A 24,019-nucleotide genomic window follows, 5' to 3' on the forward strand; every position below is an offset into this window, starting at 1 on the left:
CGCCCACCCCCCCCCCGCCCCCCCCCCGGCCCCCCCGGCCCGCCCCCCCGGCCCCCCCCCCCCCCCCCCCCCCCCCCCCCCCCCCCCCCCCCCCCCCCCCCCCCCGCGGGTGCGAGTGCCTCAGCCGGCCGGGATCCCGTCCCGGTCCTCCGTACGGTGCGCGGTCACCCGCTGCTTGACGACGGCGATGACGAGCACGATCGCGGCGACCAGCAGCGACAGCAGCATCGTCGTACGCCCGTCGTGCTCGGTGTCGGTGAGCATGTAGCCGAGCACGAACACGATCAGCGCGGCGCTGGCCCACGTCAGGTACGGGTACAGCCACATCCGCACGACCAGCTTCTCCGGCGCCTCCGCCTCGATGATCTTCCGCATGCGCAGCTGCGAGAAGCAGATCACCAGCCACACGAACAGCGCGACCGCGCCGGAGGAGTTGACGAGGAAGAGGAAGACGGAGTCCGGGAACTTGTAGTTGAAGAAGACGGCGACGAAGCCGAACACCACGGACACGAGGATCGCGGTCTGCGGCACGCCCCGGCGGGTGGTCCGGGCGAACGCCTTCGGCGCGTCCCCGCGCCGGCCGAGCGAGAAGGCCATCCGGGAGGCGGTGTAGAGCCCGGAGTTGAGGCAGGACAGCACGGACGTCAGCACGATGAAGTTCATGATCTGACCGGCGTGCGCGATGCCGAGGGAGTCCAGGGCGGCGACGTACGAGCCGTCCTCGGTGATGGACTCGCTGTCCCACGGCAGCAGACAGACCACGACGAGGATCGAGCCGAGGTAGAAGACGCCGATCCGCCAGATGATGCTGTTGGTCGCCTTGGTGACGGCGCGCTGCGGGTCCTCCGACTCGCCGGCGGCCAGCGTGGCGATCTCGCTGCCCATGAAGGAGAAGACGACGAGCAGGATGCCGGTGAGGACGGCGCCGGCGCCGTTCGGCAGGAAGCCGCCGTGCTCGGTGAGGTTGGCCAGGCCCGCCTGGTCGCTGTCGACGCCGGGCAGCACACCGAAGACGGCCAGCCCGCCGACGACGATGAACGCGCCGATGGCGACGACCTTGATCCCGGCGAACCAGAACTCGAACTCGCCGTAGGAGCCGACGGAGACCAGGTTGGTGGCGGTCAGCACCACCATCACGATGAGCGCCCAGCCCCACTGCGGAACGGCCGGTATCCACCCTTCGAGGATCGCGGCACCGGCGGTCGCCTCGACCGCGAGGACGACGACCCAGAAGAACCAGTAGAGCCAGCCGATGGTGAACCCGGCCCAGGGGCCGAGCGCCCGGTCGGCGTGCGCGGAGAAGGAGCCGGAGGTCGGGTTGGCCGCGGACATCTCCCCGAGCATCCGCATCACCAGCACCACGAGCGTGCCGACGAGGGCGTACGACAGGAGGATGCCGGGGCCGGCGGTCGCGATGCCGGAGCTGGAGCCGACGAAGAGGCCCGCGCCGATCACACCGCCGATGGCGATCATCGACAGATGGCGGTTCTTGAGCCCGGCCTGGAGCCCGGAATCTCCCGGTGTCCCGGGATCGCCGGGCCTTCCGGGATCGTTCTCGGGCCTGGTGAGGGTCGGCTGCGAAGTCATGGGGTGGTTTTCCTTTGCGCCGGTGGAGCAGCCCCCGTATGAACGGGGTACGAGCCGGACCAGTGAAACGGAGGTGAATGAATTCGGAAACCTTTGATCCCAGATTTTTACTTGAGCTTTTCCATAGCTTCTATGGATTTGCTCACACTTTTCACGCAGGGCACCCGACGCGCCTTCCCGGGAACCCCCATGTCACACTCGGACCATGCGCGTGTATCTCGGCTCGGACCATGCGGGCTACGAACTCAAGAACCACCTCGTCGAGTGGCTCGGGGCGGCGGGCCACGAGCCCGTCGACTGCGGCCCGCACATCTACGACGCCCAGGACGACTACCCGCCCTTCTGCCTCCGTGCCGCCGAGCGGACCGCCGCGGACGAGGGCGCCCTCGGCATCGTGATCGGCGGCTCCGGCAACGGCGAGCAGATCGCCGCGAACAAGGTCGCGGGCGTACGGGCGGCCCTGGCGTGGAGCGAGGAGACGGCGGCACTGGGCCGCCAGCACAACAACGCCAACGTGATCGCGGTGGGCGCGCGCATGCACACCCAGGACGAGGCGACGAAGTTCGTCGAGACCTTCCTGGGCACCCCGTTCTCCGGTGACGAGCGCCACATCCGCCGGATCGACATGCTCGCCGCCTACGAGACCACCGGCGACCTCCCGCCCATCCCCCCGCACCACCCGCAGCAGTAACACCGCCAGGGCCCTCCCCTCGATGCACGGCCCCCGGGGGAGGGCGCCCGCTCCGTGGCGCACACCGCCGAGGCGACGCGCCGAGGCGCCGGCGGGACGCGGCAGACGCGGTCCCCGCCGGGGCCCGGGGCGGAGCCCCGGAACGAGCCGGCCATCCGGAACGAGCCGGGCCGTCCGGTCGACCCGGTCGGCCGGAACGAGCCGGGCCGCTGGGTCGACCGGTCGGCCGGAACGAGCCGGATCGCCCGGAACAAGTCGGGCCGTCCGGAACGAGTCGGGCTGCCCGGTCGGCTTGAACGAGCCGGATCGCCTGGAGCGAGCCGGATCGCCCGAAACGAGCCGGGCCGTCCGGTCGACCCGGTCGGCCGGGCGGTGGGCACGAGCCTGGAAGGACACCCCCCGTGCCGGAAGGCCACACCATCCACCGGCTGGCCGAGGACTACGCCGCCGCCTTCGCCGCCGGCACCCCCCTCCGCGTCACCAGCCCCCAGGGCAAGTTCGCCGACGCCGCCGCCCTCCTCGACCGCACGCCGCTGCACACCACCGACGCCCACGGCAAGCACCTGTTCCTCGGCTTCGGCGACGCCGAGCCCGCCGAGTGGGTCCACATCCACCTCGGCCTCTTCGGCAAGGTCACCTTCGGCCCGGCCCCCATACCGCCGCCCACGGACACCGTCCGGCTCCGCCTCGCCGACGCCACGTCCTACGTCGACCTGCGCGGCCCCACCACCTGCGCCCTGATCACGGACCCCGAGAAGCGGGCGGTCCACGACCGGCTCGGCCCCGACCCGCTGCGCCCGGACGCCGACCCGGCCCTCGCGTACCGCAGGATCGGCCGCAGCCGTACGACGATCGCCGCCCTCCTCATGGACCAGAAGGTCATCGCGGGCGTGGGCAACGTCTACCGCGCCGAGGTCCTCTTCCGGCACCGGATCGACCCCTACCGCGCGGGCCGGGACATCACCGCGGCCGAGTGGGACGCGATCTGGACCGATCTGGTCGCCCTGATGCGCGAGGGCGTCCGCCTCAACCGCATCGACACCGTCCGCCCCGAACACACCCCGGAGGCGATGGGACGCCCGCCGCGCGTCGACGACCACGGCGGCGAGGTGTACGTCTACCGCAGGGCCCACCTGCCCTGCCACATCTGTGGCGGCGAGATCCGCACCGCCGACCTCGCCGCCCGCAATCTGTTCTGGTGCCCGGACTGCCAGCGCCGCTGAACCGTCAGAACCCGTGCGGCAGCCACGGCGCCGGATCGCTTCCGAACGCCAGGGACGCCTCCGCCAGCGCGCCCCGCCGCGACTCGTCCACCCGGCCCGCCGCCGCGAGCGCCGTGAGACTCACCCCGCCCAGATACGCCGCACCCAACTCCCGTACCGAAAGGGCGAGATCGGCCGGTTCCTCCGTACGCTCGCAGGACGCGCCCTTGGCGTCCCCGCTCAGCCGCCAACGCCCCGCGTTCCAGGGGCAGAAGGCGTCCTCCACCTCGAACACGACGTCCACCGGCGCCCGGTACGTCCGCGCCTGGAGGGCCGCGCCGACGTCGACCAGCCGTACGTACAGCGAGTCCCGTAGCTCCGGCCGGCACCGGCGGATGTCGGACACCATGTACTGCCACGCCTCGTCGACCGGCCGGCCGCGCGCCACCAGCGTCGACGTCAGGTCGATGCCGAACAGGAACCGCCACAGCGCCGCGTCCGCCGCCGGATCCAGCGCGGCCAGGGTGCTCAGGATCACCGAGCCCTCGTGTCCCGCCGGGCCGTACTCCCCCTTCACCCGGTACCGCGCGTACCCGACCGTCCGGCCGTCCCGTTCGGCGACGACGCACTGCAGCGGCGACGCCCCGCCCCGGCCGCTCGCCGGGTCCAGCGTCCCCAGCCGCTCCCAGCCGGGCTGCCGCGCGAGCATCCCCGGCCGACCCGGCACGAGCCGGGCGTACACCGCCTCGCACGCGTCGAGCACGTCGGCGGGGGCCGCGTACCGCACCCGTACGTCATCCGTACCGGGCGGGACCGACAGACTCGTACGACTCGTGTCGATCTCGGCGTTGACCTGGAAGGTGGCCGCCTCGTACCCGAACCGGCCGTAGATCGCCGGCTCCGACGCCGTGAGCACCGCCAGCGGCTCGCCCCAGGACCGGATGTCGTCCAGCTGGCGTCGCATCATCGTCCGCAGCACGCCGCGCCGCCGGTGCGTGGCGGCCACGCTGACGCCCGTGACGCCCGCGGCCGGCACGGGGTCACCGCCGGGCACGGTCAGCCGGAACGAGAACGCGCCCGCCGTCCCCACGCACTCGTCGCCGTCCCAAAAACCCAGAAAACGGTCGTACTCGGTGAACGAGTTCCACAGTTCGCGTTCCTCGTCCGACTCCTCGCCACCGCCGAACGCGCGGATCAGGTTCGCGTACCACTTGTCCCAATCGTCCGGCCGTAGCACGCGAAGTCCGGTTGCGGGGCCCGTTTTCTCGGTCGTCATGCGCCCTCCCTACCAGTGCCGTACCGGACGGGCGAGGCAATTTCTCCCGCGCGGCCCCACGACGGCGCCTGGTGAAGTTGACTGTGAAGTCGGCCCGGCAAGGGGACAACCAGGACCTCCCGTGCCAAGTGGCCGGTCCGATGGATAGGGTCCCGAACTAATGGCAGCAGGACGAGAGCGGCGCGCGGAAGCCGACACGTTCACGGCCCGGTTGAAGAAGCAGTGGCACCGGGCCCGCGTCGGCGTGCGCCGGAGCGCCGTCGACTACTTCCGCGGCGACGGCTCGGACTGGGTCGCGCTCGCCGGACTGTTCCTCACCGTCCCGCTGATCACGGCCGGGACACTCGTCAACTCGGTGTGGTGCGCGCCCGCCGCGCTGGTCCTGCCGATCGTCGTCGGCGGCCTGCTGCTGCGCCCGGCGAGCCTCCTCGGCCTGTACGCCGCCGCGGCGACCGCGCTGATCGTGGAGTCGGTGCAACTCGGCCCCTACACCGAGGGCGCGGCCCGGGTCACCCCGGGCGTGGTCCTCACCGTCGCGGCCTGCGGTTTCTTCGGGCTGCTCGTCGCACAGTTCCGCAGCCGGGTGGGCGTGCCCTGGCGGCGCGGCGGCACCATGCTGTTCGACCTGCGCGAACGCATCCGGGTGCAGAGCAAGCTGCCGAAACTCCCCGACGGCTGGCACCGCGAGATGGCCCTGCGCCCGGCGGGCGGCCAGTCCTTCTCGGGCGACTTCGTGGTCGCGGCCCGCACCAACGGCGGGCGCACCCTGGAGGTCGTGCTCACCGATGTCTCCGGCAAGGGCATGGACGCCGCCTCGCGCGCCCTGCTGCTCTCCGGCGCCTTCGGCGGTCTCCTCGGCAGCCTCCCGCCGCACGCCTTCCTCCCCGCCGCCAACGGCTATCTGCTGCGCCAGGACTGGGACGAGGGCTTCGCCACCTCCATCCACCTGGTGCTCGACCTGGACTCCGGCGACTACGAGCTCTACTCCGCCGGGCACCCGCCGGGCCTCCAGCTCAGCGCGGGCAGCGGACGCTGGGAGGAGAAGGCGGCCGACGGCCCGCTGCTGGGCGTGTACGACGGCGCCCAGTTCGACTCGGTGAAGGGCTCGCTGCGCCCCGGGGACGTGCTGATGCTGTTCACGGACGGCCTGGTGGAGACCTCCGACCGGGACATCGTCGAGGGCATCGACCGCCTCACCGGCGAGGCCGACCGCTATGTCGCGGGCGGCTTCCACGGCGCCGCCTGGCACCTCATCGAGGCGGTCGCCAAGGACGTCAACGACGACCGGGCGCTGCTGCTGATCTGCCGCGAGGGCCCGACGGCCGCCGCGGCGACCCGCTGACCCGTGCACACTGGGCGGGTGACCGGAACGACACCGATGCCCCTGGCCGAGATCGAGGCCACCGCCCGCGCCGCGCACGCCGGCCAGACCGACAAGGCGGGCCGGCCCTACGCCGAACACCTCCGGGCCGTCGCCGAGGGGGTACGGGCACGCGGCGGCGACGAGGAGCAGATCGCGGCGGCCTGGCTGCACGACGCCGTCGAGGACGACAAGCTGTCCCGGCGGTGGCTGGAGGAGGCGGCGCTGACCCGGCGGACCAAGGACATCGTCCTCGCGGTCACCAAACGGGCCGGGGAGCCGCCCGAGGCGTACGCGGCCCGGATCCTCGCCACCCCCGGCGCGCTGCTGGTGAAGGAGGCGGACCTGGCGCACAACGCCGACCCGGCCCGCCTCGCCGTACTGGACGGACCGACCCGCACACGACTGACCGAGAAGTACACGCGGATGCGCGCGCTCCTCGGTCTCGTGGTCCCGTGAAGGGGGAGGGGGACTCCTAGGCGGAGACCTTCTCGCGGGTCTCCTTCTTCTCCCGCCGCTCGCGTTCGCGGGCCTGTTCGGCGGCGTCCCGCTTGAACGCCCACTCCATCCTCGGCTCCATCACGAACCGGAACGTCCGCCGTACGGGGGCGGTGCACAGCAGGGTCACCAGGGCCGCCGCCAGGACGCTCACGGCGATCTCGCCGAGCGGCTGACGCAGCACGGAGTGCTCGAACCAGCCCTGGTAGTCGCCGGCCTTCACCACGAAGCCGTGCAGCAGATAGCCGTACAGCGTGCCCGCGCCGAGCGCCGTGAACCACATGTGGCGGCCCGGCACCCAGGCGAAGAAGCAGGCGGTCAGCAGCAGCGAGCAGCCGAACATCGCGAGCACCATGACCGGGCCGGCCCACCACGGCGCGCCCAGCTCCTGCGCGGCGTCACGGTGGTAGAACCACGCGGTGTTCATCCGCGGCACCGCCCACCAGCCGAAGGCCAGCGCCGCCGCGAACACCGGCGCCGCCGCGATCCGTACCGACCGGCGGCGCACCATGCGGAAGTGCTCCGGCCGCATGCACAGACCGAGCACGAAGTACGGCAGGAACTGCAGCACGCGCTGCAGGTCGAGGTCGTCGCCGATCCCGGGGGTGGCACTGGCCAGCACGGCGATGCCGAGGGCCAGCGGCAGCGGGTGCCGTACCGCGTTCCAGATCGGCGTGGTCAGCCGCCACACGAACAGCGCGACCAGGAACCAGGTCAGGTACCAGGGGTCGAGCAGGCTGATCTCCTGTTCCGGGGCGTGGTCGACGACCCGCCGGAACAGGGGATAGGCGGTCTCGAACACGACGTACGGCACGGCGACGCCGGTGACCAGCCGGCGCAGCCGGTCGGGCCGCATGTCGAAACTGCGCGAGAAGAAGCCGGAGATGATGATGAAGGCCGGCATGTGGAACGTGTACACGACCGTGTACGCCGCCTCCAGGACCCGGCTGTCGCCCTTGAGGGGTTCCCAGGCGTGGCCGACCGCCACCAGCACGATCGCCAGGTACTTGGCGTTGTCGAAGAACGCGTCGCGCTGTTTGCCGTGCGGGCTCTTCGTGTGCGGGCTCTTCGTGTGCGGGCTCTTCGTGCGTGGGCTCGGCACTCCGGGCGCCGGTGACTGCGCCGGGGGGAGCGGCGTTCTGCGGTTGCCGTACGGTCGCTGCGAGTTCGTCACTGACCCTCCCGGCGGGAACTCGGGGAGTCGATCGGTGAGCTCGCCGCGCTTGCGGGGGACGAGGCAGCGTGGAACATCTGAGGCACCCTAGCGCCGTCCGCTGCATTTCGTAAAACGCCCGACGTCGTTCCTGGTATTCGGCTCGGGTACCCCGGATTGGGGAAAGTGATCGGCATGATCGGCGTGATGGTCAACACGCTGTGCATGGAGGGGACTTGGTCGGTACTCGGGTCGCCCTTGTCGTGATTATTCCGGACTAAACCATGCATAAGCCCGGCAGGCGACTCCGGTGATATGTCCAGCTTGGGTATGTCTCTGTCGTATCGATCCAAGGGTTGCGGGAGTATCTGCGGCGACAATTCGAATTAGCTGCGGACGCGTTGTGTGGAGACGGAAACGATCCTGTTGAATTCCCTGTGCGGGTGTTCCTTCGAATTGCCGTGCGACACGGCGCCGTTGGCCCGTGCGGACGGTCGCGCGCGGGTGGGGCCGGCCACGCCGGGACGGATGATGCGTCAGCCGCCGCATAGGGCGGCCGTGTTGGTGGCACGATGGTTCTGGCGGGGTGCGCGTGGTCGCGTCGCCCGGGCCGGGGAAGCGGAACCGACCGAGGGTGTGATCAGTTGTGGCCATTTCACTGTCCGTGGTGCTGCTGTTGGCGATCATCCTGGTGGTGCTGATGAGAGGCGGCTCCATCAAGGCAGGACCGGCGATCGTCGCCATCCTCTTCGGCTTCTTCCTCGCCTCCACCGGCATGGCCGACGACATCCAGCGGTTCCTGGACTCGATAGCCGAGATGATCAACTCGATCAGCTTCTGACCCCGCCCGCCCCCGCGCGGAAACGATTCCGGGCCGCCTCCCGCCGAGAGCGGAGACGATCCGGGCCTCCTACCGCGGAGAAAAGCGATCAGGGCCGGGCCGGAGGAATGATCCTCCGGCCCGGCCCTGAGCCGTATGGAGCGGGCGACGGGAATCGAACCCGCGTAGCTAGTTTGGAAGACTAGGGCTCTACCATTGAGCTACGCCCGCACAGAGCGCGCCGCGCGTCGGTGACCGCGGCACTGACAGGCATCGTAGCGGGTCGTGCGCCCTCGTCGCACACCCCGTTTCCGGACCGCCCCGGCGCGGCACCGCGCCCGTGAAACGCGGCGGCCGTTCCGCCCGGGTGCATGTACCCTACGTGTCGCACCAGACGGGGTGTGGCGCAGCTTGGTAGCGCGTCCGCTTTGGGAGCGGAAGGCCGTGGGTTCAAATCCCGCCACCCCGACCAGCCACCTGCTCATGCGGTGGTGATCGCCTTTTGGGTGCCGTAGCCGCTGCCGTTACTATGCAAGCTGCACGCCCTGTGTGTCTCTGAAGTCCTCCGGGCGGCGAATCGGCCGGACCTCTCTGGTCCCGGCAGAACCCGAGAAGTCAGCCACAAGGAGACCGAACCGTGAAGAGCGCCGTGGAGACCCTGAACCCGACCCGGGTTCGGCTCACTGTCGAGGTGCCCTTCGAGGAGCTCAAGGACAGCCTCGACGCGGCGTACAAGAAGATCAACCAGCAGGTCACGGTGAAGGGCTTCCGCAAGGGCAAGGTCCCGGCCCGGGTCATCGACCAGCGCTTCGGCCGCGGTGCGGTGCTGGAGGAGGCCGTCAACGACGCCCTCCCGAAGTTCTACACCGACGCGGTCAACGAGGCCGAGCTGAGCCCGCTGGGCCAGCCCGAGGTGGACATCACGGAGCTGAAGGACGGCGAGACGCTGAACTTCACCGCCGAGGTCGACATCCGCCCGGCCATCGAGATCCCGGACTACTCCGGCATCGAGGTCGAGGTCGACGCGGTCGAGGTCACCGACGAGGACGTCGAGAAGTCGGTCGAGCAGCTCCGTGAGCGCTTCGCCTCCACCTCCCCGGTGGAGCGCGCCGCCGAGGACGGCGACGTCGTCACCATCGACCTGGAGGCCAAGGTCGACGGCGAGGTCCTCGAGGACGGCGTCGCGAGCGGTGTGTCGTACACCATCGGCTCCGGCGAGCTGCTGGAGGGCATCGACGACGCCGTGAAGGGCCTGGAGGCCGGTGGCGAGGCCACCTTCACCTCCGAGCTCAAGGGCGGCTCGGCGGCCGGCAAGGAGTCCGAGGTCACCGTCAAGGTGTCCCAGGTCGCCGCCCGTGAGCTGCCGGAGCTGGACGACGAGTTCGCCCAGCTCGCGTCCGAGTTCGACACCCTCGAGGAGCTGAAGGCGGACAGCCGCAAGCGCCTGGAGAACATGAAGCAGTACGACCAGGCCACGCAGGCCCAGGAGCGCGTCCTGGAGAAGCTGCTCGAGCTGGTCGAGGTCCCGGTCCCCGAGAAGCTGCTCGAGGACGAGATCAACACCCGCAAGCACAACCTCGAGCACCACCAGCTCGGCCAGATGGGCCTCGACCTCGCGAAGTACCTGGAGATCCAGGGCAAGACCGAGGAGGAGTTCGAGACCGAGACCCGCGAGGCCGCGGTCAAGGGCATCAAGACCCAGTTCGTGCTCGACGAGCTCGTCAAGCAGGAGAAGCTCAACGTCAACCAGGAGGAGCTCACCGAGCACCTCATGCGGCGCGCGGCCTCCTCCGGCATGTCCCCCGACCAGTTCGCCCAGGCCGTCGTCGAGCAGGGCCAGGTCCCGCTCCTCGTCGGCGAGGTCGCCCGCGGCAAGGCCCTGGCCTCCGTGGTCGAGAAGGCCACGGTCAAGGACACCAACGGCGAGATCGTCGACCTCGAGGAGGAGGACGAGGAGGAGACCGAGGCCTCCTCCGAGTCGACCGAGGCCGAGGCCACAGAGGCCCCCGCCGAGGAGAAGACCGAGGGCTGACCCCCGCATCACCTCTGACGTGATCACCAGGGCCCCGGAGTGCGCGACACTCCGGGGCCCTGGTGTCTGGTCGCCGGGGTGCGCGACACTCCGGGGCCCTGGTGTCCGGCGTCGGGCGGCCCACCCAGGGGCGCGGGGCTGTGACGATGTGCGGCTCCGCCGCGTGGGCGCGACCAGGCCCCACCGGGCCGCAGCCGCCCACGAACCAGTGGCCCCCCGCCGGGAAGACGAACGGCGCTCCCCGCGGAGCACACCGCGGAGCTCATCGCGAGGTACACCCCTCTACGCCCCCGGCGAACACTCCCGTTACCGGGATTCCCTGGCGGAGTCACCGCGTTAGGGTCCTTGAATACCAGGGGACGCGAGTCACCGAATACGGCTCCGACCCCGTAGGGACACGTGAGACGGCCCGGCGCCGTCGTAAGACGAGCAGGTGGATACGTGACGAATCTGATGCCCTCAGCCGCCGGCGAGCCCTCCATCGGTGGTGGCCTCGGCGACCAGGTCTACAACCGGCTGCTCGGCGAGCGGATCATCTTCCTCGGCCAGCCGGTCGACGACGACATTGCCAACAAGATCACCGCACAGCTGCTGCTCCTTGCCTCCGACCCGGACAAGGACATCTACCTGTACATCAACAGCCCCGGCGGCTCCATCACGGCCGGCATGGCGATCTACGACACCATGCAGTACATCAAGAACGACGTGGTGACGATCGCCATGGGCCTGGCGGCCTCCATGGGCCAGTTCCTGCTGAGCGCCGGCACCCCCGGCAAGCGTTTCGCGCTGCCGAACGCCGAGATCCTGATCCACCAGCCGTCCGCCGGTCTCGCCGGCTCGGCCTCGGACATCAAGATCCACGCCGAGCGGCTGCTGCACACCAAGAAGCGCATGGCCGAGCTGACGTCCCAGCACACCGGCCAGACGGTCGAGCAGATCACCCGCGACTCCGACCGTGACCGCTGGTTCGACGCCTTCGAGGCCAAGGAGTACGGCCTCATCGACGACGTGATCGCCACGGCCGCCGGCATGCCGGGCGGCGGCGGCACCGGGGCCTGAGCGGCCTCGCGGAGCCCTCGCGGCCCCGTGGACGCCCCACCGGGCCCCCGGGCCCGGTGAACAGCCCCAGCAGCCCCAGCCGACCGCCTCAGCCCCTTTCAGGAGACACCGTGAACAGCTTCCCCGGCAGCGGCCTGCACGACCGCACGCCCGCCGCCTCCGAGGGCCGGTACACCGGCCCCTCGGCCGAGTCCCGCTACGTCATCCCGCGCTTCGTCGAGCGCACCTCCCAGGGCATCCGCGAGTACGACCCGTACGCGAAGCTCTTCGAGGAGCGCGTGATCTTCCTCGGCGTGCAGATCGACGACGCCTCCGCCAACGACGTCATGGCGCAGCTGCTGTGCCTGGAGTCGATGGACCCCGACCGGGACATCTCGGTCTACATCAACAGCCCCGGCGGCTCCTTCACCGCGCTCACGGCGATCTACGACACGATGCAGTACGTGAAGCCGGACATCCAGACGGTCTGCATGGGCCAGGCGGCCTCCGCCGCCGCCGTCCTGCTGGCCGCCGGTACGCCCGGCAAGCGCATGGCGCTGCCGAACGCGCGCGTGCTGATCCACCAGCCGTACAGCGAGACCGGCCGCGGTCAGGTCTCCGACCTGGAGATCGCCGCCAACGAGATCCTCCGGATGCGGAGCCAGCTGGAGGAGATGCTGGCCAAGCACTCCACCCGGCCGCTCGACAAGATCCGCGAGGACATCGAGCGCGACAAGATCCTCACGGCCGAGGACGCGCTGGAGTACGGCCTGATCGACCAGATCATCACCACCCGGAAGATGGACAACACCAGCCTGCGCTGACGCGGGGCGGGGGTGTAACGTCTGCCGCCCCTTGGCACGGTTTGGCACGGTTCACGTCAAAGCGAACCGTGCCAAGGGGGGCCCGAACGGGGGGCCAGGCAAGGTACCGTCGGACATAAGGCAGCACCAGGAGCCGCCGGACGCCCGCGTCCAGGCGACTCCCAGGCGAAGGGGAAGCACACCGTGGCACGCATCGGTGACGGCGGCGATCTGCTCAAGTGCTCGTTCTGCGGCAAGAGCCAGAAGCAGGTCAAGAAGCTCATCGCAGGGCCCGGTGTGTACATCTGCGACGAGTGCATCGATCTCTGCAACGAGATCATCGAGGAAGAGCTCGCCGAGACCAGTGAGGTCCGCTGGGAGGAGCTGCCCAAGCCCCGCGAGATCTACGAGTTCCTCGAGGGGTACGTGGTGGGGCAGGAGGCGGCCAAGAAGGCCCTCTCCGTCGCCGTGTACAACCACTACAAGCGCGTCCAGGCCGGCGAGAACGGCGGCGCGCAGGGCCGCGAGGACGCCATCGAGCTGGCGAAGTCCAACATCCTCCTGCTGGGCCCCACGGGCTCCGGCAAGACCCTGCTGGCCCAGACCCTCGCCCGCATGCTGAACGTCCCGTTCGCGATCGCCGACGCCACGGCGCTCACGGAGGCGGGATACGTCGGCGAGGACGTCGAGAACATCCTGCTGAAGCTGATCCAGGCGGCCGACTACGACGTCAAGAAGGCCGAGACCGGGATCATCTACATCGACGAGATCGACAAAGTCGCCCGCAAGAGTGAAAACCCCTCGATCACGCGCGACGTGTCGGGCGAGGGCGTCCAGCAGGCCCTGCTGAAGATCCTGGAGGGCACCACGGCCTCCGTCCCGCCGCAGGGCGGCCGCAAGCACCCGCACCAGGAGTTCATCCAGATCGACACGACGAACGTGCTGTTCATCGTGGGCGGCGCCTTCGCCGGACTGGAGAAGATCATCGAGGGCCGGGCGGGCGCCAAGGGCATCGGCTTCGGCGCGACGATCATCTCCAAGCAGGAGCGGGAGTCCAAGGACCAGTTCGAGGAGGTCATGCCGGAGGACCTGGTCAAGTTCGGCATGATCCCCGAGTTCATCGGCCGGCTCCCGGTCATCACGAGCGTCCACAACCTCGACCGCGAGGCCCTGCTCCAGATCCTCGTCGAGCCGCGCAACGCGCTGGTGAAGCAGTACCAGCGCCTCTTCGAACTCGACGGCGTGGAGCTGGACTTCGAGCGCGAGGCGCTGGAGGCCATCGCCGACCAGGCCATCCTCCGCCAGACCGGCGCCCGCGGCCTGCGCGCCATCATGGAGGAGGTCCTCCAGGGCGTGATGTACGAGGTCCCGTCCCGCAAGGACGTCGCCCGCGTGGTCATCACGGCCGACGTGGTCCTCTCCAACGTCAACCCGACCCTGATCCCGCGCGACGCCCGCGGCCGGGGCTCGGGCGAGCAGAAGACGGCGTAGCCGCCACCGCGGCAACGCGAAGGGGCCCCGGGTCGACCCGGGGCCCCTTCGGCGTCCGTACGGTTCAGGCCTCGACCCGCGCCGCGGAGCGCAGTTCGGCGGCGAACGAGGCGACGTCGTCCGTGGCGGGAGTGCCGCTGCCGCCCGGCGCGGGAGGCTGGGGCGGCATGCCGTGCTGCGGCTGCTGACCGTACGGGGGCTGCCGCGGCCGGCCGTAACCCGGCCGGCCGGGCGGGGGAGCCTGCCGGGGGGAGCCGTAGCCGGGCCGCGGAACCTGCGGCGGCTGGCCGTACGGCCCCGGCTGCTGCCCGCCGTACGGCCCCGGCTGGTCGTAGCTCATCACGGGGTCCCCCTCCGGTCGCCGACGCGGTGCGGATCAGGCCTTGACGCGGATCTGCTCGCGGAGCTTGGTGGTGAGGTCGACCGCGGTGTCCTTGCCGACGCCCGTGCCGTTGTTGTCACCGGGTGAGACCATGGCGACCGTGCTGTAGTCGGCCCAGGCGCAGAACCAGTCGGTCGACTCCTTCTTGGTCAGCGCGTTGGTGCTCTTGGTCGACTGGCACTTGGCGACCGCGCCGTCGATCTCGACCTCCTCGGGGTCGCCGATCAGCTCGGCGTTCTGCATCCCGCCGGTGTCACTGGTCGAGCTCTCCTTGACCTCCTTCTGGATGTTGGCGAAGAACTTGTCCAGGACGCTCTGGGGGTCGGCGATCTCGCCGTAACCGCCCACCATCGTCATGCCCTTGGCGGTCAGCAGCTCGGCCTGGTCGGGAAGCGTGGAGGGATCCTCGGGGTCGTAGTTGCCGAAGTCGGCGGTCGACCACTGCCCGACGATGGCCGTACCGTTCTTGACGCCGCTCTTCTCCATGTCCTCCGCGGTGTCGGAGTCGCTGCTCTCATTGCCCTCGCCGACCAGCTTGTACTCGCTGAGCACCGTCGCCGGCGTCGTCAGCTTGTGCGCCCCGTCGTCCTCCAGGCCGCCCGCGCCGCCGCCCCCGCCGATCACGAAGTACGCGCCCACGCCGATCGCCGCCACGACCGCCACCGCGCCGATGATGATCCCGGCCTTCTTGCCGCCGCCGCCCGGGGCGGGGGGCTGGGGCGGCATGCCGTACTGGGGCTGGCCGTACGGGGGCTGCTGGCCGTACGGCTGCTGCGGCGGGACACCGGGCTGGCCGGGCTGCTGCGGGTAGCCGTATCCGGGCTGGCCGGGCGGGGGAGCCTGCTGGGGGTAGCCGTAGCCGGGCTGCGGAGCCTGCGGCTGCTGGCCGTAAGGTCCCGGCTGGCCGTACGGCCCGGGCTGCTGCGGCTGCTGCCCGCCGTACGGGCCCGGCTGGTTGTAGCTCATTACGGGGTTCCCCCTCCAGGTGCTTATGCGTTGCTGACATCCTGACTCAGGAGTGACGCGTTCAGGCCGCCGGGGGTCGCACCGTTACAGAGAAACGCGTTTCGGGACAGGCCCGTGACGCCTCTAAACTGAGCCCCGTGACCGAGAACGCTCAGCAGGAGCCACCAGCGCCCACGACCGAACTGCCGACCCAGTACGCGCCGGCCGATGTAGAGGGGCCGCTGTACGAGCGCTGGGTGGAGCGCGGTTACTTCGAGGCGGACGCCAAGAGCGAGAAGCCTCCGTACACCGTCGTCATCCCGCCGCCGAACGTCACCGGCAGCCTGCACCTCGGGCACGCGTTCGAGCACACGCTCATCGACGCCCTGACCCGCCGCAAGCGCATGCAGGGCTTCGAGACGCTGTGGCAGCCCGGCATGGACCACGCCGGCATCGCCACGCAGAACGTCGTCGAGCGGGAGCTCGCCAAGGAGGGCAAGTCCCGCCACGACCTCGGCCGTGAGGCGTTCATCGAGCGGGTCTGGCAGTGGAAGGGCGAGTCCGGCGGGCAGATCTCCGGTCAGATGCGCCGCCTCGGTGACGGCGTCGCCTGGTCGCGTGAGCGCTTCACGATGGACGAGGGCCTGTCCCAGGCCGTCCAGACCATCTTCAAGCGGCTCTACGACGACGAGCTGATCTACCGTGCCGAGCGCATCATCAACTGGTGCCCGCGCTGTCTGACCGCGATCTCCGACATCGAGGTCGACTACCAGGACGACGACGGCGAGCTCGTCTCCATGAAGTACGGCGAGGGGGACGAGACGATCGTCGTCGCCACGACCCGTGCCGAGACGATGCTCGGTGACACGGCCGTCGCCGTCCACCCCGAGGACGAGCGCTACAAGCACCTCGTCGGCAAGCTCGTCAAGCTGCCGCTGACCGACCGTTCCATCCCGGTCGTCGCCGACGAGCACGTCGACCCCGAGTTCGGCACGGGTGCCGTCAAGGTCACCCCGGCGCACGACCCGAACGACTTCGAGATCGGCCGGCGGCACGGTCTGCCGTCCATCGCCGTGATGGACGAGCACGCGGTCATCACCGCCCACGGCCCCTTCCAGGGCCTGGACCGGCTGGAGGCCCGCTCGGCCATCGTCGCCGCGCTGCGCGCCGAGGGCCGGATCGTCGCCGAGAAGCGGCCGTACGTCCACTCGGTCGGCCACTGCTCGCGCTGCAAGACCACCATCGAGCCCCGGCTGTCCATGCAGTGGTGGGTCAAGGTCGGCCCGCTGGCGAAGGCGGCCGGTGACGCCGTCCGCGACGGCAAGGTCAAGATCCATCCGCAGGAGATGGAGAAGCGGTACTTCGACTGGGTCGACAACCTCCACGACTGGTGCATCTCGCGGCAGTTGTGGTGGGGCCACCGCATCCCGGTCTGGTACGGGCCGAACGGCGAGGTCGTCTGCGTCGGACCGGACGACGAGGCCCCGGCCGGCGAGGGCTGGCACCAGGACACCGACGTCCTCGACACCTGGTTCTCCTCCGGCCTGTGGCCGTTCTCCACGCTCGGCTGGCCCGAGCGGACGGAGTCGCTCGCGAAGTTCTACCCGAACTCCGTCCTGGTCACCGGCTACGACATCCTCTTCTTCTGGGTCGCCCGGATGATGATGTTCGGCCTGTACGCGATGGACGGCACCCCGCCGTTCCACACCATCGCCCTGCACGGCATGGTCCGCGACCAGTTCGGCAAGAAGATGTCGAAGTCCTTCGGCAACGCGGTCAACCCGCTGGACTGGATGGACAAGTACGGCAGCGACGCGCTCCGCTTCACCCTCGCCCGCGGCGCCAACCCCGGTGTCGACGTGCCGATCGGCGAGGACTGGGTCCAGGGCTCACGGAACTTCGCCAACAAGATCTGGAACGCGACGCGTTTCGCGCTGATGAACGGCGCGACGGTCGAGGGTCCGCTGCCGGACGCGTCGGAGATGTCGTCGACCGACCGCTGGATCCTGTCCCGGCTGAACTCGGTCGTCGCCGAAGTCGACGCGTACTACGACGACTACCAGTTCGCCAAGCTGTCGGACGCGCTGTTCCACTTCGCGTGGGACGAGGTGTTCGACTGGTACGTCGAGCTGTCCAAGACGACGTTCCAGGCGGGCGGGGAACCGGCCGAGGTCAGCAAGCGGGTCCTCGGCGAGGTGCTGGACGTCACGCTGCGGCTGTTGCACCCGGTGGTCCCGTTCGTCACGGAGACGCTGTGGACGACGCTGACGGGGGGCGAGTCGGTCGTCATCGCCGAGTGGCCGTCCGACAGCGGCTTCCGGGACGCGGACGCCGAGCGGGAGATCGGGACGCTGCAGTCCGTCATCACCGAGGTCCGCCGCTTCCGCGCCGACCAGGGCCTGCAGCCCGGCCAGCGGGTCCCGGCCCGGCTGACCCTCGACGGTACGGCGCTGGCCCCGCACGAGCCGGCCGTCCGGCAGCTGCTGCGCCTCCAGCCGGAGGGCGAGTCCTTCACGGCGACGGCGACGCTGCCGGTGGCGGGTGTCGAGGTCGCGCTGGACCTGTCCGGTGTGATCGACGTCGCCGCCGAGCGGAAGCGCCTGGCCAAGGACCTCGCCGCCGCCGAGAAGGAGAAGGCCCAGGCGACGGCGAAGCTCGGCAACGAGGCGTTCCTGTCGAAGGCCCCGGACCACGTGGTCGACAAGATCCGCACGCGCCTGACCAAGGCGGAGGAGGACATCACCCGACTCCAGACCCAACTCGACCGCCTGCCCCCGTCGTAACCCCCCGCGACTGCGGGCAGCCACACCTGCGCGACTGCGGGCAGTCGTGCCTCCCCCAGTGCCTCAAGGGCCTGGGAGGTACCCCCAGGGCGGCACGGGTGGGCGATGGGGGCACCTCCCGCTCGAGCAGAGCCGAGAGTGGGGGAGGCACCCCGCGAGCGCGGGTGAGCGAAACCCCGCGACGGCAACCGAAGGCTCCCGGAACCACACGGCTCCGGGAGCCTTCGGTCGTCCGGGGACGGGTCGCGCCGCTCGGCGCTTACGAGGTGCAGCCTGCGCCCACTCGTGCCGCCGCACCTGCGCGACTGTCCGCAGGCTGCCCCAGCGGCGCGACTGCCCGCAGGCGGCGGCACGAGGGGGTGCGGGCCGGGTACGTAGACTGGTCCCCGTGAGTGAGCTCCCCCCTGATGACAGCGAGCAGCCCGAGCCCGTCGACGGCTTCGACGAGATCGTCGAGGCCGAGACAGACCGCGACCCCGACCTCGCGGTGATCGAGGCCGGCAGCCGCACCCTGCGCACCCAGGGCGGCCCGCCCCAGGCGGACGTGCCCGCCCGCCCCGCCGACCCCGAGGTCGACAAGGCCCTGCGCGAGGTCGAGGCGGAGCTCGCCACCCGCTGGGGCGAGACCAAGCTGGAGCCCTCGGTCGCCCGCATCGCCGCGCTGATGGACGTCCTGGGCGAGCCCCAGCGCTCGTACCCCTCGATCCACATCACCGGCACCAACGGCAAGACCTCCACCGCCCGCATGATCGAGGCCCTGCTCGGCGCCTTCGAGCTGCGCACCGGCCGCTACACCTCCCCGCACGTCCAGTCGGTCACCGAGCGGATCAGCCTCGACGGGGCGCCCGTCTCCGCCGAGCGGTTCATCGAGACGTACCAGGACGTCAAGCCGTACGTCGAGATGGTGGACGCCCGGCAGGAGTACCGGCTGTCCTTCTTCGAGGTGCTCACCGGCATGGCGTACGCCGCCTTCGCCGACGCCCCCGTGGACGTGGCGGTCGTCGAGGTCGGCATGGGCGGCAGCTGGGACGCGACGAACGTGATCGACGCCGGCGTCGCCGTGGTGACGCCGATCGACCTCGACCACACCGACCGGCTCGGCACCACGCCCGCCGAGATCGCCGGCGAGAAGTCCGGCATCGTCAAGCGGGACGCGACGGTGATCATGGCGCAGCAGCCGGTGGACGCCGCGCAGGTGCTGCTGAAGAAGGCCGTCGAGGTGGACGCGACGGTGGCCCGTGAGGGCCTGGAGTTCGGGGTCGTGGCCCGGCAGGTCGCCGTCGGCGGCCAGCTGGTGACGCTGCGCGGACTCGGCGGCGAGTACCCCGAGGTGTACCTGCCGCTGCACGGCGAGCACCAGGCCCACAACGCGGCCGTGGCGCTCGCCGCCGTGGAGGCGTTCTTCGGCGTCGGCGCCCAGCACGCCCAGCCGCTCGACATCGACACCGTGCGCAAGGCGTTCGCGGCCGTCGCCTCCCCGGGCCGGCTGGAGGTCGTACGGCGTTCGCCGACCGTCGTCCTGGACGCCGCCCACAATCCGGCGGGCGCGCGGGCGGCGGCCGCCGCGATCGGGGAGGCGTTCCAGTTCAGCCGGCTCATCGGCGTGGTCGGCGCGAGCGGCGACAAGAACGTGCGCGGACTGCTGGAGGCGTTCGAGCCGGTCTTCGCCGAGGTCGTCGTCACCCAGAACTCCAGCCACCGCGCGATGGACGCCGACGAGCTGGCGGGAATCGCGGTCGAGGTGTTCGGCGAGGACCGCGTCCAGGTCGAGCCGCGGCTGCCGGACGCCCTGGAGGCCGCGATCACGCTGGCCGAGGAGGAGGGCGAGTTCGCGGGCGGCGGTGTGCTCGTCACCGGTTCCGTCATCACCGTCGGCGAGGCCCGACTGCTCCTGGGGAGGGGCTGAGATCCCGTGCGTACGCTCTGCGCCTCGACGCTGATCGGCGAGTTCTTCATCATCGGTTTCGCCGGGCTGGTCGCGATGAAGGACGCGGACCTGTCCACCGGCACGGTGTGGACGGTCTGCGGCATCGCGATGTTCCTGTCCGTGGCCCTGTGCGGGATGGTCACCCGGCCCGGCGGGGTGGCCCTCGGCTGGGCGCTGCAGATCGCCCTGATCGCCTCCGGTGTCTTCGTCCCGATGATGTTCTTCATGGGCGCGCTCTTCGCGCTGCTGTGGTGGGCATCGGTGCACTTCGGGCGAAAGGTGGACGAAGCCAAGGCCCGTTTCGCCGCGCAGGCGGAGCAGCCTGACGCTGCGTGACAGATGTCCCGACACGCCCGGTAATCTCGTCCTCCCGCACCACTTCCCGCACAAGGAGCTCCGTCGTGACCCAGCGCACCCTCGTCCTCCTCAAGCCCGACGCCGTACGTCGTGGCCTGACCGGCGAGATCATCAGCCGTATCGAGCGCAAGGCCGGCTGGCAGATCACCGCGCTGGAGCTGCGGGCCCTGGGCCAGGACACGCTGGAGCAGCACTACGGCGAGCACAAGGGCAAGCCGTTCTACGAGCCGCTGGTGGAGTTCATGGCCTCCGGGCCGGTCGTGGCGATGATCGTCGAGGGTGAGCGGGTCATCGAGGGTGTGCGCCAACTGGCCGGTCCCACCGACCCGATCGCCGCCGCGCCGGGATCGATCCGCGGCGATTTCGGTGTGATCGTCCGGGAGAACCTGATCCACGCCTCCGACTCCGAGGAGTCCGCCGAGCGCGAGGTGAAGATCTTCTTCCCGGGTCGTGCGTAACCCGCGCACTCGGACGTGCGCGAATCCCGCGCATAACGATCACATCGCGGCGGCGGCCGGCGTGTTTGGCCGCCTGTCGGACGGTCTGGGGGCTTTGCCCCCGGACCTTTTTTGGCATATGCGCGGCGTTCGGGGGAACGGATGCCCCCGATGGACCGTCTCCACAAGCAGTGGGGTGCGCCATCTGATGACAATGGCGAAGACCCTCGCGCGGTGTTCGCGAAGGCGCGTCTACGATGGAAGCCTTCACGTCACCGTACCCACCTCGCCGACCTGAGAAGCCCTCAAAAGCTCGTGGGAAGGCCAGTCGAATCCTGATGGGGAACTCAATGTCGTTCATCGGCCGTGACATGGCTGTCGACCTCGGGACCGCCAACACGCTGGTGTACGTCAGGGGTCGTGGGATCGTACTCAACGAGCCGTCCGTCGTCGCGATCAACACCAACACCGGTGGCATCCTCGCGGTCGGTGCCGAGGCGAAGAAGATGATCGGGCGCACCCCCGGCAACATCGTCGCCGTGCGCCCGCTGAAGGACGGCGTCATCGCCGACTTCGAGATCACCGAGCGGATGCTCCGCTACTTCATCCTGAAGATCCACAAGCGGCGGTACCTGGCTCGTCCGCGGGTCGTCGTCTGTGTGCCCTCGGGCATCACGGGCGTCGAGCGCCGCGCCGTCATCGAGGCGTCCTCGCAGGCCGGTGCCCGCCAGGTGCACATCATCGAGGAGCCCATGGCCGCCGCCATCGGCTCCGGGCTGCCGGTCCACGAGGCCACCGGCAACATGGTGGTGGACATCGGCGGCGGCACCACGGAGGTCGCGGTCATCTCCCTCGGCGGCATCGTCACCGCCCAGTCCATCCGCGTCGCGGGCGACGAGCTGGACAACGCGATCATCCAGCACATCAAGAAGGAGTACTCCCTCCTGCTGGGTGAGCGGTCGGCCGAACAGATCAAGATCACGATCGGTTCGGCGTACGACCTGGACGCCGACGAGCACACCGAGATCCGCGGCCGGGACCTCGTCTCCGGACTGCCCAAGACCGTCGTCATCTCCGCCGCCGAAGTGCGCAAGGCGATCGAGGAACCGGTCAACGCCATCGTGGACGCCGTCAAGACGACCCTCGACAAGTGCCCGCCGGAGCTGTCCGGCGACATCATGGACCGGGGAATCGTTCTGACCGGCGGCGGCGCGCTGCTGCGCGGCCTCGACGAGCGGCTGCGCCGGGAGACGGGCATGCCGATCCACATCGCCGAGGACCCGCTGGACAGCGTGGCGCTCGGTTCCGGCAAGTGCGTCGAGGAGTTCGAGGCGCTTCAGCAGGTGCTCGACGCCCAGCCGCGCAGATGACGCACCTCCTCGATACCGCCGTACGGGACGACTTTCCTCCGTACGGCGGATCGTTGATATAGAGGCGCGAACCACCCCATAACCCCCCACAGCGCCTCGAAAGACCTCCGAAGCATCCTTCGGCACACCCTTCGAAACACCTTCGACACACCTGAACAGACCCCCACCTCATACCCGTTCTCGACGAGGAAGGCACGGCCGCCGCACGTGAGGGACACACGAGAGAGCCGGCTGCTCCTGGTGCTGCTGATCGCCATCGCGTTCGCACTGATCACGGTGGACATCCGCGGCGGGGAGGATTCACCGGTCGACGGTGCCCGGCAGGCCGCGGCGACCGTCTTCGGCCCGATCGAGAACGGCGTGTCCGGCGCGGTCGACCCGATCGGCAACGCCGTCTCCGCCGTCCGGGAGTCCGGCGACCGGCACGACCGGCTCGCCGAGCTGGAGCGGGAGAACACCGCGCTCAAGGCCGAACTCGGCAGCGACGACCGCGGCCGCAGCCGCCTCAAGCAGCTCGACAAGCTGCTGAAGATCTCCGGCCAGGGCCAGTACGGCATCAAGGGCGCCCAGGTCATCGCCATAGGGGCGGCCCAGGGCTTCTCCTGGACCATCACCATCGACGCCGGAGCCGACGACGGCATCGAACGCGACATGACCGTCCTCAACGGCGACGGACTCGTCGGCCGCGTCACCACCGTCGGCCCGGACACCGCCACCGTGCTGCTCGCCACCGACCCCGACTTCACCGTCGGCACCCGCATGGAGTCCACCGACGAACTCGGCTTCGCCGCCGGCCAGGGCGACCGCCCGCTGCGCGTCGAACTCCTCAACGGCAAGGCCGAGATCAAGAAGGGCGACCGCCTGGTCACCTTCGGCTCGCAGGCCGACAAGCCGTTCGTGCCCGGCGTCCCCGTCGGCGTCGTCTCCCGCGTCGACCCCTCCGGCGGCGACCTCACCCGCACCCTCTCCGTCACACCGTTCGTCAGCTTCAGCAAGCTCGACGTCGTCGGCGTCGTCGTCCAGGCCCCCGAGAAGGACCCGCGCGACACGGTGCTGCCCAAGAAGCCGAAGCCGACCCCCACGCCGACCGTGACGGTGACCGTCACGCCCTCCGCCCCCGCCGACGGCCTCAACCAGCAAGAGCAGTAGGAGCTGTCACCCCATGCGCGTCAACCGGATCCTGCTCTCCAGCTCGCTGGTCGTCGTCGCCCTGGTGATCCAGGTGAGCGTCCTCGCCCGCCTCCATCTCCCGGGCGCCGTCCCCGACCTGCTGCTGCTCACCGTCCTCGGACTCGCCCTGGTCTACGGCCATGTCGGCGGCGCCCTCATCGGCTTCGCCGCCGGACTCCTCGCCGACCTCGCCCCGCCCGCCGACCACGCCGCCGGGCGCTACGCCCTCGTGCTGTGCGTCATCGGCTACCTCGCCGGGCTCGTCAAACCCGAGAGCGGCCAGGTCAGGTCGGCGACCGGCCCGATGGTCGTGGTCGTCGCCGCCGCCGTCGGCTCCACCCTGCTCTACGCCGGTGTCGGCGCCCTCGTCGGCGACACCGCCGCACGCCATGTCGGCCTGAACGGGCTGCTGTTCACCGCCGCCCTGTACGACCTGCTGCTCGCGCCGTTCGTCGTCCCCGGCGTCATGGCCCTGGCCCGGCGCGCCGAGAACGACCCGCTCGCCGAGACCAACCCCGCCAAGTCCGGCGACGTCGCCTCCGGCTGGATCTCCGGCGGCACCGGACTGCGCGTCGGCGGGCAACGGGGCGGACTGCGGGTCAAGGCGGCCCGCGCCCGGGTGGCCCGCGCCGGACGCATCAAGGGGGTCAAGCGCCTGTGACCTCGCGGAACTTCACCGGAACGAGTGAACGAGCGG

The 24,019-nt window shown here is 70.3% G+C and carries 21 protein-coding genes and 2 tRNA genes; 17 read left to right on the forward strand and 6 right to left on the reverse strand.

Annotated elements, in window-relative coordinates:
- Nucleotides 1-120 precede the first annotated feature (120 nt).
- On the reverse strand, nucleotides 121-1,587 hold the full coding sequence (locus tag ACIA6T_RS04190; RefSeq protein ID WP_399445010.1) for an amino acid permease: 1,467 nt from the start codon (nucleotides 1,585-1,587) through the stop codon (nucleotides 121-123).
- Between the two features lie 205 nt (nucleotides 1,588-1,792).
- Between ACIA6T_RS04190 and ACIA6T_RS04195 the strand changes: the two genes are divergently transcribed.
- Both ACIA6T_RS04195 and ACIA6T_RS04200 read left to right on the forward strand, forming a co-directional pair.
- Nucleotides 1,793-2,278, forward strand: coding sequence for a ribose-5-phosphate isomerase (locus tag ACIA6T_RS04195; protein WP_399445011.1), 486 nt, complete (start codon nucleotides 1,793-1,795; stop codon nucleotides 2,276-2,278).
- A gap of 401 nt (nucleotides 2,279-2,679) precedes the next feature.
- Complete coding sequence (locus ACIA6T_RS04200) at nucleotides 2,680-3,501, forward strand: Fpg/Nei family DNA glycosylase (protein ID WP_399445012.1); 822 nt, start codon at nucleotides 2,680-2,682, stop codon at nucleotides 3,499-3,501.
- Between the two features lie 4 nt (nucleotides 3,502-3,505).
- Here ACIA6T_RS04200 and ACIA6T_RS04205 read toward each other — a convergent pair whose 3' ends face one another.
- A complete protein-coding gene (locus ACIA6T_RS04205; protein WP_399445013.1) occupies nucleotides 3,506-4,756 on the reverse strand; it encodes a GNAT family N-acetyltransferase in 1,251 nt (416 codons plus the stop codon).
- 160 nt (nucleotides 4,757-4,916) lie between these two features.
- Between ACIA6T_RS04205 and ACIA6T_RS04210 the strand changes: the two genes are divergently transcribed.
- Complete coding sequence (locus ACIA6T_RS04210; protein ID WP_399445014.1) at nucleotides 4,917-6,098, forward strand: PP2C family protein-serine/threonine phosphatase; 1,182 nt, start codon at nucleotides 4,917-4,919, stop codon at nucleotides 6,096-6,098.
- Between the two features lie 36 nt (nucleotides 6,099-6,134).
- Nucleotides 6,135-6,575: an HD domain-containing protein gene (locus ACIA6T_RS04215; protein ID WP_399445305.1), complete on the forward strand. Its 441-nt coding sequence runs from the start codon at nucleotides 6,135-6,137 to the stop codon at nucleotides 6,573-6,575.
- Between the two features lie 16 nt (nucleotides 6,576-6,591).
- Here ACIA6T_RS04215 and ACIA6T_RS04220 read toward each other — a convergent pair whose 3' ends face one another.
- On the reverse strand, nucleotides 6,592-7,788 hold the full coding sequence (locus ACIA6T_RS04220; RefSeq protein WP_399445015.1) for an acyltransferase family protein: 1,197 nt from the start codon (nucleotides 7,786-7,788) through the stop codon (nucleotides 6,592-6,594).
- A 625-nt stretch (nucleotides 7,789-8,413) separates the two neighbouring features.
- Here ACIA6T_RS04220 and ACIA6T_RS04225 point away from each other — a divergent pair.
- The gene (locus ACIA6T_RS04225) at nucleotides 8,414-8,608 is read left to right on the forward strand and encodes a hypothetical protein (protein ID WP_399445016.1); all 195 of its coding nucleotides are present in this window, start codon (nucleotides 8,414-8,416) and stop codon (nucleotides 8,606-8,608) included.
- A 136-nt stretch (nucleotides 8,609-8,744) separates the two neighbouring features.
- Here ACIA6T_RS04225 and ACIA6T_RS04230 read toward each other — a convergent pair.
- Nucleotides 8,745-8,818, reverse strand: a tRNA-Gly gene (locus ACIA6T_RS04230).
- Between the two features lie 164 nt (nucleotides 8,819-8,982).
- Between ACIA6T_RS04230 and ACIA6T_RS04235 the strand changes: the two genes are divergently transcribed.
- From ACIA6T_RS04235 to clpX, 5 genes are all read left to right on the forward strand, one after another.
- A tRNA-Pro gene (locus ACIA6T_RS04235) sits at nucleotides 8,983-9,059 on the forward strand.
- A 165-nt stretch (nucleotides 9,060-9,224) separates the two neighbouring features.
- Nucleotides 9,225-10,619, forward strand: coding sequence for a trigger factor (tig, locus tag ACIA6T_RS04240; RefSeq protein WP_399445017.1), 1,395 nt, complete (start codon nucleotides 9,225-9,227; stop codon nucleotides 10,617-10,619).
- Between the two features lie 453 nt (nucleotides 10,620-11,072).
- The gene (locus tag ACIA6T_RS04245) at nucleotides 11,073-11,678 is read left to right on the forward strand and encodes an ATP-dependent Clp protease proteolytic subunit (RefSeq protein WP_024887530.1); all 606 of its coding nucleotides are present in this window, start codon (nucleotides 11,073-11,075) and stop codon (nucleotides 11,676-11,678) included.
- A gap of 110 nt (nucleotides 11,679-11,788) precedes the next feature.
- Entirely contained in the window at nucleotides 11,789-12,481 is a 693-nt protein-coding gene (locus ACIA6T_RS04250) for an ATP-dependent Clp protease proteolytic subunit (protein WP_399445018.1), read from the forward strand.
- Nucleotides 12,482-12,664: 183 nt separating this feature from the next.
- On the forward strand, nucleotides 12,665-13,951 hold the full coding sequence (gene clpX / locus ACIA6T_RS04255) for an ATP-dependent Clp protease ATP-binding subunit ClpX (protein WP_073931885.1): 1,287 nt from the start codon (nucleotides 12,665-12,667) through the stop codon (nucleotides 13,949-13,951).
- 64 nt (nucleotides 13,952-14,015) lie between these two features.
- Here clpX and ACIA6T_RS04260 read toward each other — a convergent pair whose 3' ends face one another.
- A complete protein-coding gene (locus ACIA6T_RS04260) occupies nucleotides 14,016-14,291 on the reverse strand; it encodes a hypothetical protein (protein WP_399445019.1) in 276 nt (91 codons plus the stop codon).
- 36 nt (nucleotides 14,292-14,327) lie between these two features.
- Complete coding sequence (locus tag ACIA6T_RS04265; protein WP_399445020.1) at nucleotides 14,328-15,299, reverse strand: hypothetical protein; 972 nt, start codon at nucleotides 15,297-15,299, stop codon at nucleotides 14,328-14,330.
- A gap of 137 nt (nucleotides 15,300-15,436) precedes the next feature.
- On the opposite strand from ACIA6T_RS04265, the gene ACIA6T_RS04270 reads away from it, so the two are divergent.
- The 7 genes from ACIA6T_RS04270 (at nucleotide 15,437) to mreD (ending at nucleotide 23,983) form a co-directional block, all read left to right on the forward strand.
- On the forward strand, nucleotides 15,437-18,061 hold the full coding sequence (locus tag ACIA6T_RS04270) for a valine--tRNA ligase (protein ID WP_399445021.1): 2,625 nt from the start codon (nucleotides 15,437-15,439) through the stop codon (nucleotides 18,059-18,061).
- Between the two features lie 388 nt (nucleotides 18,062-18,449).
- On the forward strand, nucleotides 18,450-19,967 hold the full coding sequence (locus tag ACIA6T_RS04275) for a bifunctional folylpolyglutamate synthase/dihydrofolate synthase (RefSeq protein ID WP_399445022.1): 1,518 nt from the start codon (nucleotides 18,450-18,452) through the stop codon (nucleotides 19,965-19,967).
- A 6-nt stretch (nucleotides 19,968-19,973) separates the two neighbouring features.
- The gene (locus ACIA6T_RS04280; protein WP_399445023.1) at nucleotides 19,974-20,324 is read left to right on the forward strand and encodes a DUF4233 domain-containing protein; all 351 of its coding nucleotides are present in this window, start codon (nucleotides 19,974-19,976) and stop codon (nucleotides 20,322-20,324) included.
- Nucleotides 20,325-20,389: 65 nt separating this feature from the next.
- Nucleotides 20,390-20,803, forward strand: coding sequence for a nucleoside-diphosphate kinase (gene ndk / locus ACIA6T_RS04285; protein WP_399445024.1), 414 nt, complete (start codon nucleotides 20,390-20,392; stop codon nucleotides 20,801-20,803).
- A 329-nt stretch (nucleotides 20,804-21,132) separates the two neighbouring features.
- Nucleotides 21,133-22,152 (forward strand): rod shape-determining protein, encoded by a 1,020-nt coding sequence (locus ACIA6T_RS04290; RefSeq protein ID WP_228966940.1) that lies wholly within the window; start codon nucleotides 21,133-21,135, stop codon nucleotides 22,150-22,152.
- 207 nt (nucleotides 22,153-22,359) lie between these two features.
- Complete coding sequence (mreC, locus tag ACIA6T_RS04295; protein ID WP_385051759.1) at nucleotides 22,360-23,301, forward strand: rod shape-determining protein MreC; 942 nt, start codon at nucleotides 22,360-22,362, stop codon at nucleotides 23,299-23,301.
- Nucleotides 23,302-23,314: 13 nt separating this feature from the next.
- Complete coding sequence (mreD, locus tag ACIA6T_RS04300; protein ID WP_399445026.1) at nucleotides 23,315-23,983, forward strand: rod shape-determining protein MreD; 669 nt, start codon at nucleotides 23,315-23,317, stop codon at nucleotides 23,981-23,983.
- The last annotated feature ends 36 nt before the right edge of the window (nucleotides 23,984-24,019 follow it).

Origin of the sequence: Streptomyces sp. NPDC051740, from assembly GCF_044453165.1 — a bacterium.
GTDB classification, from domain to species: domain Bacteria; phylum Actinomycetota; class Actinomycetes; order Streptomycetales; family Streptomycetaceae; genus Streptomyces; species Streptomyces atrovirens.

What these genes read in the sequence shown, in the direction of transcription:
- ACIA6T_RS04265 (WP_399445020.1), bottom strand. Translation starts at nt 15,299, where the DNA reads ATGAGCTACAACCAGCCGGGCCCGTACGGCGGGCAGCAGCCGCAGCAG.
- ACIA6T_RS04195 (WP_399445011.1), top strand. Translation starts at nt 1,793, where the DNA reads ATGCGCGTGTATCTCGGCTCGGACCATGCGGGCTACGAACTCAAGAAC.
- mreD (WP_399445026.1), top strand. Translation starts at nt 23,315, where the DNA reads ATGCGCGTCAACCGGATCCTGCTCTCCAGCTCGCTGGTCGTCGTCGCC.
- ACIA6T_RS04245 (WP_024887530.1), top strand. Translation starts at nt 11,073, where the DNA reads ATGCCCTCAGCCGCCGGCGAGCCCTCCATCGGTGGTGGCCTCGGCGAC.
- ACIA6T_RS04215 (WP_399445305.1), top strand. Translation starts at nt 6,135, where the DNA reads ATGCCCCTGGCCGAGATCGAGGCCACCGCCCGCGCCGCGCACGCCGGC.
- ACIA6T_RS04260 (WP_399445019.1), bottom strand. Translation starts at nt 14,291, where the DNA reads ATGAGCTACGACCAGCCGGGGCCGTACGGCGGGCAGCAGCCGGGGCCG.
- ACIA6T_RS04290 (WP_228966940.1), top strand. Translation starts at nt 21,133, where the DNA reads ATGTCGTTCATCGGCCGTGACATGGCTGTCGACCTCGGGACCGCCAAC.
- ACIA6T_RS04210 (WP_399445014.1), top strand. Translation starts at nt 4,917, where the DNA reads ATGGCAGCAGGACGAGAGCGGCGCGCGGAAGCCGACACGTTCACGGCC.
- ACIA6T_RS04205 (WP_399445013.1), bottom strand. Translation starts at nt 4,756, where the DNA reads ATGACGACCGAGAAAACGGGCCCCGCAACCGGACTTCGCGTGCTACGG.
- ACIA6T_RS04190 (WP_399445010.1), bottom strand. Translation starts at nt 1,587, where the DNA reads ATGACTTCGCAGCCGACCCTCACCAGGCCCGAGAACGATCCCGGAAGG.